The organism is Rhizobium skierniewicense (assembly GCF_014196515.1).
GTDB classification, from domain to species: Bacteria; Pseudomonadota; Alphaproteobacteria; order Rhizobiales; family Rhizobiaceae; genus Agrobacterium; species Agrobacterium skierniewicense.
On record NZ_JACIDV010000016.1, the window covers coordinates 92,428 to 101,781 of the forward strand.

General features: G+C 57.3%; 5 protein-coding genes and 1 pseudogene. 5 read left to right on the forward strand and 1 reads right to left on the reverse strand.

Annotated elements, in window-relative coordinates; translation table 11 throughout:
- Positions 1-59: 59 nt before the first annotated feature.
- The 4 genes and pseudogenes from uvrB (at position 60) to GGQ73_RS20740 (ending at position 5,294) form a co-directional block, all read left to right on the forward strand.
- Complete coding sequence (gene uvrB / locus GGQ73_RS20725) at positions 60-3,077, forward strand: excinuclease ABC subunit UvrB (RefSeq protein WP_183897671.1); 3,018 nt, start codon at positions 60-62, stop codon at positions 3,075-3,077.
- A pseudogene (locus GGQ73_RS23065) lies at positions 3,013-3,531 on the forward strand (alpha/beta hydrolase); the annotation flags it as partial. The gene uvrB and the pseudogene GGQ73_RS23065, both read left to right, overlap by 65 nt.
- A 141-nt stretch (positions 3,532-3,672) precedes the next feature.
- Positions 3,673-4,737, forward strand: a complete 1,065-nt coding sequence (locus tag GGQ73_RS20735; protein ID WP_183897673.1) for a GTP pyrophosphokinase — start codon at positions 3,673-3,675, stop codon at positions 4,735-4,737.
- 89 nt (positions 4,738-4,826) lie between these two features.
- Positions 4,827-5,294, forward strand: a complete 468-nt coding sequence (locus GGQ73_RS20740) for a PRC-barrel domain-containing protein (RefSeq protein WP_183897674.1) — start codon at positions 4,827-4,829, stop codon at positions 5,292-5,294.
- Positions 5,295-5,514: 220 nt separating this feature from the next.
- Here the strand turns inward: GGQ73_RS20740 and parC are convergent, their stop codons facing one another.
- Complete coding sequence (gene parC, locus GGQ73_RS20745; RefSeq protein ID WP_183897675.1) at positions 5,515-7,794, reverse strand: DNA topoisomerase IV subunit A; 2,280 nt, start codon at positions 7,792-7,794, stop codon at positions 5,515-5,517.
- A 226-nt stretch (positions 7,795-8,020) separates the two neighbouring features.
- Here parC and GGQ73_RS20750 point away from each other — a divergent pair, with 226 nt between their 5' ends.
- The gene (locus tag GGQ73_RS20750; protein ID WP_183897676.1) at positions 8,021-9,211 is read left to right on the forward strand and encodes a hypothetical protein; all 1,191 of its coding nucleotides are present in this window, start codon (positions 8,021-8,023) and stop codon (positions 9,209-9,211) included.
- Positions 9,212-9,354 lie beyond the last annotated feature (143 nt).

Below are 9,354 nucleotides of genomic sequence, written 5' to 3' on the forward strand. Positions count from 1 at the left end.
TACTCCTTTTTTCGACCCCGCCCCTTCCCTTTCAACCGGACTCTCTCCATATTCCGCCCATGGCCAGATCACCTAAAACACCCTCCGCTAAAACCTCCCGCTCCGATGGCTTCGCCGAGATGCCACAAGCCGAATTCGAAGGCGCGCCGCTGTCCGGCAGCGTTTCGGACTGGGTCAAGCAGCTGGAAGCGGATGCCGAGGCATCCTCCGTCGAGACCCAGCGCGAAGTGGCCTCCAAGGCGGGCAAGCACCGCAAGAAGATCGAGATCGAGGCACGCAAGCAGGCCATCGACGAGGCCGCCAAGGCCAATGCCAGCGTCAACAAGAAGACCACGGCGCAGAAGACGTCACGCGGTTCATCCATCGGCGCCTCCAACGATCCGAAAACCCGCGCCGCCGCCGGTCTCAATCCGGTCGCGGGCATGGATGTCAGCCTCGAGGATGCCGAAAACCTCGCAACCGGCGCCGTCACCGCCACTGTGGAGGCGCTGTCGGCGCTGATCGAAAGCGGCAATCCGCTGTTCAAGGACGGCAAGATGTGGACGCCGCATCGCCCTGCCCGTCCGCCGAAATCCGAAGGCGGCATCACCATCCGCATGGCCTCGGATTTCGAACCGGCGGGCGATCAGCCCACGGCCATTGCCGATCTGGTCGAAGGCATCAATTCCGGGGAACGGTCACAGGTTCTGCTCGGCGTCACCGGCTCCGGCAAGACCTTCACCATGGCCAAGGTCATCGAGGCCACCCAGCGTCCCGCCGTCATTCTGGCGCCCAACAAGACACTAGCGGCGCAGCTCTATTCGGAGTTCAAGAACTTCTTCCCCGAAAATGCGGTGGAATATTTCGTCTCCTATTACGATTACTACCAGCCGGAAGCCTATGTGCCGCGCTCCGATACCTTCATCGAGAAGGAATCCTCGATCAACGAACAGATCGACCGCATGCGCCACTCCGCCACCCGCTCGTTGCTGGAGCGCGACGACTGCATCATCGTCGCCTCCGTGTCCTGCATTTACGGTATCGGCTCGGTGGAAACCTACACCGCCATGACGTTCCAGATGGCGATTGGCGACAGGCTGGATCAACGTCAGCTTCTGGCCGACCTCGTGGCCCAGCAATACAAGCGCCGCGACATGGATTTCCAGCGCGGCTCGTTCCGGGTGCGTGGCGATACCATTGAAATTTTCCCGGCCCACCTGGAAGATGCCGCATGGCGCATTTCCATGTTCGGCGACGAGATTGACAGCATCACCGAATTCGACCCCCTGACCGGCCAGAAGACCGGCGATCTGCAATCGGTGAAGATCTACGCCAATTCGCATTATGTCACCCCGCGCCCCACGCTGAACGGCGCCATCCGCTCCATCAAGGAAGAGCTGAAAGGCCGCCTTGCAGAGCTGGAAAAGGCCGGTCGTCTGCTGGAAGCGCAGCGGCTGGAACAGCGCACCCGCTACGATATCGAGATGCTGGAAGCCACCGGCTCCTGCGCGGGTATCGAGAACTATTCGCGGTACCTCACCGGCCGCAGCCCCGGTGAACCGCCGCCGACCCTGTTCGAATATATCCCCGATAACGCCCTGCTGTTCATCGATGAGAGCCACGTTTCCGTCAGCCAGATTGGCGGCATGTACCGGGGCGACTTCAGGCGCAAGGCGACGCTGGCCGAATATGGTTTCCGCCTGCCGTCGTGCATGGACAACCGCCCGCTGCGCTTCGAGGAATGGGATGCCATGCGCCCGCCAACCGTCGCCGTGTCGGCCACGCCCGGCAATTGGGAGATGGAACAGTCGGGCGGCGTCTTTGCCGAACAGGTCATTCGTCCCACCGGCCTCATCGATCCGCCGGTCGAAATCCGCTCCGCCCGCAGCCAGGTGGATGACGTGCTGGGCGAAATCCGCGAAACGGCGCAGGCCGGATACCGCACCCTCGTGACCGTGCTGACCAAGCGCATGGCAGAGGACCTCACCGAATATCTGCATGAACAGGGCGTGCGCGTGCGCTACATGCACTCGGATATCGACACACTGGAACGCATCGAGATCATTCGTGACCTCCGCCTTGGCGCCTTCGACGTGCTGGTCGGCATCAACCTGCTGCGCGAAGGTCTGGATATTCCCGAATGCGGCTTCGTCGCCATTCTGGATGCCGACAAGGAAGGCTTTTTGCGCTCGGAAACGTCGCTCATCCAGACCATCGGTCGCGCCGCCCGTAACGTCGATGGCAAGGTCATCCTTTACGCGGACAAGATCACCGGCTCGATGCAGCGGGCGATGGACGAAACCTCGCGCCGCCGCGAAAAGCAGGTGGCCTACAACACCGAACACGGCATTACACCTGAGTCGGTCAAGGCCCGCATTTCGGATATCCTCGACAGCGTCTACGAGCGCGATCACGTGCGCGCCGATATCTCCGGCACATCCGGCAAGGGTTTTGCGGATGGCGGTCATATGGTCGGCAACAATCTACAGGCCCATCTCAATGCGCTGGAAAAATCCATGCGCGACGCCGCCGCCGATCTCGACTTCGAAAAGGCCGCCCGCCTGCGCGACGAAATCAAACGCCTCAAAGCCGCCGAACTCGCCGCCATGGACGACCCGATTGCCAAGGAAGAAGCCAAATCACTTGAGGGCAGCAGCAGAGGCAAGCCCGGCAAAAAAGGCAGCGCGAGCGCCAACCGCGAGTCGATTTCCCCCCTTGAGGGGGAGATGTCCGGTAGGACAGAGGGAGGTGAACCAAACCCACCAGCCTCGAAATCTCTCTTCGCCAAACCATCGCTCGATGATATGGGCCCCGGCACAGACACCGCCAAACCCCTGTTCCGCAAAAACAGCCTCGACGAAATGACCGTCGGCCGCACCGAAAAACCCGTCAAGGGCGCAGCTCCGCCCAAGCCCAAAACCGAAGACGGCAAACGCTTCTCACCCCTGCTAGAAGGTCAACCCGACCGCGCCACCGGCGGCAAGGACGACCCACGCCCGATCGCGCGCGGCAAGGTTGGTGTAGGGAGCTATGAAGACCCGGGCGAGCAGAAGCGCAAGGGACGGACGAAGGGAAAGACTGGGCGGCCGGGGCGTTGAGACTCTAGTCGCTGGCCTCTCGGCCGCTATCTGGCAAAACGACCCGCCACCGGTCTCGATAAGTCACCCGCCGAACTGAAGCTCACTCAGGATAGCGCCTTCTTCCACCGTGTAGATCGCGCCAACATCACCAGCAGCGTCGTGCTTCCCTCCACCGGCGATCATTTCTCCGGCTCCTTCGGCACACCCTTCGACGCCCGACGCTTCAACGAGCAAAAGCTCTTCACGACAGTCGCCCAGCACCTCGTCAAAAAACAGGACCTCCCCCACCTACCTCACCGTCGGCGATGACGACGACTTCTCGCTATGGCGCGGCGCCATCGCCCTCCACGAAACCCTGCAAGCCGACAACCGCAAATCCGAACTACGGATCACGGATAGGGATCATGTTTGGGATGTGTGGAAAATGTCGATTATTGATGCGTTGAAGTTTGTGGATGGAGAGTGGTTATGAGTAAGCGGTACTCATTACTAGGAACGGGTTAAAAAAAGAGAGCGAGAGCGCCTCTTATATTAACAGAAAAACTTAAACGACAGATTGAATTGAAAGCAATTTTATCCCAGACTGATTTAGGTGCGCTTTACGGATACAATTATGGATTTAGAACATTGGCTTGATGAAATAATACCGAAGCACGAGAGATTAACAGAATCCGTTGTTTCGATAACGAAAAATCTTTTAGAAGATAATGGAATAGAATTCCTCTCTGTCACCGGGCGAACGAAGCAAACGGAAAGCATTCATGACAAGATAAAAAGGAAGAACTACAAAAACCCTCCCAAGGACATGACTGATATGTCTGGAATTAGGATAATATTATTTATCGAATCTGATATAAAGAAGGCATCAGATTTATTATCATTTTCTTTTAACGTCGACTGGCAAAACAGCAGCAATAAAGACAAAACTTTACTATCAAATCAGGTAGGCTATCGTTCAGTCCACTATGTCTGCGACCTAGGCTCTGAGCGTGCAAAATTACCAGAATATAGAGGATTAGGTGGGCTCAAGTTTGAGTTCCAAATCAGGACGGTATTGCAACACGCGTGGGCGGAACTTGCTCATGACCGCTCATACAAGTTTCGTGGCGCGCTGCCCGATGATTTACAACGTAGCCTCTATCTACACGCGGGACTACTTGAGATTGCAGACAAAGGCTTTAGTGAGATTGCCAAAAATATCGACAGTTACGCCGAGGAAGTCAACAAAAGTTATCAAGACGGAAACCTTGATGTTCCTATAAACTCTATTAGCTTAACGGAATTCATAGAAAACTGGGCCAGAAAAAATCAGTTTCCCCTTGAGCCGCATCAACACCTCGATATCATGAATGACCTTATTAAAGAATTGAGTGCGTTTGGCATTACAACTGTGCGACAGTTAAAAGATATTATTCCGGAAGATTACGTAAAAGTCACAAAAGAACTCGGCATAGAAACAAATATATATGGCTTAGTCAGGGACTGGATGGTTATTCGCGACGTTGAAAAAATTATGGGTACAGGTGTGAGGTGGAGTCTTTATGATCCTGAAACTCATGCAGCTGAAGTGGAAGTCTACGAAAGACTATCATCTCCGGAAAATTTCCAACTCATCTTAGAACATGTCGGAGAGGCTGATGACGAGGAGATTACCTTTTCAGGTTGGGACGACCCTTAGCCGACCTTGATTTAAGATACGGAACCAAATCCGCCCCCACCCGTTCTTTCCCCGAACACCACGTTCAGCATATAAAGGGAAGAAACATCATGAAAAACAAGATCTTCGCACTCGCTGCCGTTGCAGCTCTGACATCTTCTGTTGCCTTCGCACAGACAGCAACAACCGCTCCTTCGGCAGCACCGGCTGCTGGCGCTGATGCGACGATGGCTGGTCCTGGGATTACTATGGGCACCAAGGCCAACGGCCCTTTGAAGTTCGTCAACGTGCAGAAGACCGACCTCACAGCGTCGCAGCTGGATGGTCTTGATATCTACAATGCGCAGAACGAAAACATTGGTGAGATCGAAGACGTCGTGATTGGTGATGGCAAATCCGTCATCGGTCTGGTGGCCAGCGTCGGCGGCTTCCTGGGGATCGACAAGAGCTATGTGGTTCTTGACCCGGCCTCTGTCGCCATCAACAACGACAATGGCACATGGAAGGCCTATGTCGACACGACCAAGGAAGCGCTCGAAGCGGCTCCCAAGCTCGACTACGACAAAATGGACGATTGATCCTGCGAGATAGGCGGGGTTGTCCTGCCGGTCTTCAAGCCCACCGATTGTTGGATTTCTCCATCAATCGGTGGGCTTTTTTGTGGATGTCGGTGGGGCCGCACCGGTCAAGGATATCCGTTGCGTTGTGCTTGTGGTGATGTGGTCAGATCCCCGGCACAAGGCCGAGGATGACGTCGAGAGGCGGATGCCGTCGCGAGAGTTTGGGACCGCCCTGCCCTTACCCGCCGAATTTGCCGCTGCGCGGAAAACCCTTGGGCACGGTGCGGCCGGCGGTGGCGCGGTCGGCCATCCATTCCAGCAGTTCATTGGCGTTCTTGGAGAAGGCGCGCCCGGCGCTGTCTTCCCATGTCAGTCCGCTGGCCAGCGCAAAGCATTTGATGTCCGAAATGCCGCCGTCCTTGTAGCGTTGCAGGCGCACGCCCTTGCCGCGTGACATTTCCGGCACTTGCGACAGCGGGAAGGTCAGCATCTTGCGGTTTTCGCCGACGATGGCGACGTGATCGCCGGTCACTGGCACCAGCAGCTTCATTTCATCCGGCATGGCCACATTCATGATCTGCTTGCCCTTGCGGGTATTGGCCACCATGTCCGTCTCCGCAATCACGAAGCCGTTGCCAGCGGTGGAGGCCAGCAGCAGTTTGCGGGAGGGGTCGTGGACGAAGGCGCTCAGAATATCCTGATCGTTTTCCATATCCACCATGATGCGGACCGGCTCTCCATGGCCACGCCCGCCCGGCAGCTTGTCCGCGCCCAGCGTGTAGGCCTTGCCGCCGGTCGTCACCAGCAACAGCTTGTCGGTGGTCTGCGCCGGGAAGGCCAGCTTCGGGCCGTCGCCTTCCTTGAAGGTCAGGGCAGACGTGTCGGTCATGTGGCCCTTCAGCGCCCTGATCCAGCCCTTTTGCGAGATGACGATGGTGACGGGTTCTTTCTCGATCATCGACTGCTGGATGGCATCCATATCGGCGGTCGGAGCCATGGCGAACAGGGTGCGGCGTGCACCGAGCTTGGTCACCTTGGCGTATTTCTTTTTGACCTCTTCGATTTCCCAGGCCACCGTCTTCCACTGCTTGTCCGGCGAAGCGAGCAATGACTCGATCTCGGCCTTCTCGCTGCTCAGGCCTTCGAATTCCGTGCGGATTTCGAACTCTTCCAGCTTGCGCAGGGAGCGCAGGCGCATGTTGAGAATGGCTTCGGCCTGAATATCAGTGAGGTTAAAGCGGGCGACCATGACCGGCTTCGGCTCGTCTTCCTCGCGGATGATGGCAATGATCTCATCGATGTTGAGATAGGCGATGAGGAAGCCGCCGAGAATTTCCAGGCGGCGGTCGATGGCGGCCAGACGGAAGCGCGAGCGGCGCAGCAGCACGTCGCGGCGGTGGTCCAGCCATTCCTTCAGCACCTCGTTCAGCGCCATGACCTTGGGCACCCGGCCCATGGACAGAACGTTCATGTTGAGCGGGATGCGGTTTTCCAGATCGGACAGGCGGAACAGCGACTCCATCAGCAGCGTGGCATCGACGGTGCGGTTCTTGGGCACCAGCACGACGCGCACGTCCTCGGCGGATTCGTCACGCACATCTTCCAGCAGCGGCAGGCGCCGCGCCAGCAAAAGCTCGGCAATCTTCTCGATCAGCCGCGATTTCTGAACCTGATAGGGAATTTCGGTGATGACGATCTGATAGCCGCCGCGGCCCAGATCCTCGATTTCCCACTTCGCCCGTACGCGAAAACCGCCACGGCCGGTCTTGTAGGCATCGATGATGCTGTCGCGGCTTTCGATGATGACGCCACCTGTCGGCAGGTCCGGGCCTTCGATGCCGCCCTTTCCCGGATGAGCGGGATCGAACATCAGATCCTCGACGCTCGCTTCCGGGTTCTTGATCAGCCGCAGCGCGGCATCGCACAGCTCATGGGCGTTGTGCGGCGGAATGGAGGTCGCCATCCCCACGGCAATGCCGGAAGAGCCGTTGGCGAGAAGGTTGGGAAACGCGCCGGGCATAACGACCGGCTCTTCGTCTTCCTCGTTATAGGTCGGGCGAAAATCGACGGCATCCTGCTCGATGCCCTCCAGCAGAAGTGCTGCGACATCCGTCATGCGTGCTTCGGTGTAACGATAGGCGGCGGCGCCATCGCCATCGATATTGCCGAAGTTGCCCTGCCCGTCCACAATGGGATAGCGCTGGGAGAAATCCTGCGCCAGGCGCACAAGCGCATCATAGACCGACTGGTCGCCATGCGGGTGAAACTTACCGATGACGTCACCGACGATACGGGCGCATTTCTTGAACGCGGAGTTCGGGCGAATGCCCATCTCGCTCATGGCATGAATGATGCGGCGGTGCACCGGCTTCAAACCATCACGAACATCCGGTAGCGCACGGTGCATGATGGTCGATAGCGCGTAGGCCAGATAGCGCTCTTCGAGCGCCGCCTTCAAATCGATCGGCACAATATTGTTGTCGTCTCCGCCGGACGGAGGAAGAAGATTTTTTCCCATAGCGCTTGACTAGCGGAAAGGGCCAATCCCGGCAAGGAATCAGGGCTTTTGCGCTGTGGATGACCGGGGCCAAGCGTATATTTTTTGTTAATCTTGTTTTTATGCCGCAATTCGGCCATTCGTTGCAAAGTACGAATGCAGTAGACCGTCGCTATGCCTCGGATATAAATGCATGATTCCGGTTTTCGATAAGCCAACGTCCAAGATTCATCAGGGAAGAGACATAATGAGACTTCAATCTACACGGCATTTTCTGCTCGCAGGCGTTGCGGCCGTCGCGTTCGCATCACCCGCATTTGCACTCGATGGCGCAGACGTGCTCAAGAAGATCAACGATTCCTATCGCGTCCAGGGCGCTGAAATCGGCGCGAAGTCGATTGCCGTCGATGGGTCGACCGTTACGATGAGCGGCGTGACCTTCAACGCAACGACAGCCAAGGAGCAGGTCATTCCCCTCGGCAACGTCAGGCTTGAGGGTGTGGAGGAAGCCAATGGTGGTTACACCATCGAAAAGATGAGCTTTGATAACGTCAACTACGCCAAGGAAAATGTCGCGATCGACGTCAGCGACATCTACGTGTCCGGCATCGTCGTGCCTGCAGACGCGACCACTGGCACGGTGGATTCGATGCTGCTGTACGATGAGGCCCACAGCGGTCCGGTGTCGGTCAAGATCGATGGCAAGGAAACCTTCGCTCTCGAAGAAACAACGACGACGATGACCAAGAGCGAAGACGACAGCACCATCAGCTTCGATCTGAACGCAACCGGCTTCAAGGCCGATCTCAGCAACGTTCAAGACCCAAAGTCCAAGGAAGCGATCGACAAGCTTAAGGTTCAGTCGCTGAGTGGCGAAATGAACATGAGCGGTTCCTGGGAAATCGCGCCGGGTACGCTGACGATCGATGAATATGCCCTCGATCTGAAAGATGTCGGTCGCCTCAACATGGCCTTCAGCTTCTCCGGCTACACGCTGAACTTCATCAAGTCGATGCAGGATGCCGTCAAGGCGCAGGCGGCCAACCCCAACAAGGAACAGGCCGATCAGGCGGCTGGTCTCGCGATGCTCGGCCTCATGCAGCAGTTGAGCTTCAACAGCGCCGAAATCAGCTTCGACGATGCCAGCATCACCAAGCGCGCCATCGATTACGCGGCTGGTGAGCAAGGCATGTCCAGCGAGCAGCTGGCCCAGACCATCAAGGGCATGGTCCCGATCATGATGGCGCAGCTCAACGTGCCAGAGCTGCAGAACGCTGTTTCCGCCGCCGTCAACACCTATATCGACGATCCGAAGAACTTCACGATCTCGGCTGCACCGGCAAAGCCCGTGCCCTTCCCCATGATCATGGGTGCGGCCATGGGTGCCCCGAACACCATCCCGCAGGTGTTGGGCGTCACGGTTTCGGCCAACGAATAGTTTCACCGTTTCAGAACGACGAAAGCCCCGGATCACTCCGGGGCTTTCCAGACTGCTGACAAACCCGCCGATTTTTGTCGGTGGGTTTTTGCGTTTTTGGGCTTCTCGTTCAGGTGGTGTTTTCGCGAGCTGGATGGCGCAAT

Bases quoted from the DNA above. Each gene is read 5' to 3' on its own strand.
- parC (WP_183897675.1), bottom strand. From the start codon at position 7,794: ATGGGAAAAAATCTTCTTCCTCCGTCCGGCGGAGACGACAACAATATT.
- GGQ73_RS20735 (WP_183897673.1), top strand. From the start codon at position 3,673: ATGGATTTAGAACATTGGCTTGATGAAATAATACCGAAGCACGAGAGA.
- uvrB (WP_183897671.1), top strand. From the start codon at position 60: ATGGCCAGATCACCTAAAACACCCTCCGCTAAAACCTCCCGCTCCGAT.
- GGQ73_RS20750 (WP_183897676.1), top strand. From the start codon at position 8,021: ATGAGACTTCAATCTACACGGCATTTTCTGCTCGCAGGCGTTGCGGCC.
- GGQ73_RS20740 (WP_183897674.1), top strand. From the start codon at position 4,827: ATGAAAAACAAGATCTTCGCACTCGCTGCCGTTGCAGCTCTGACATCT.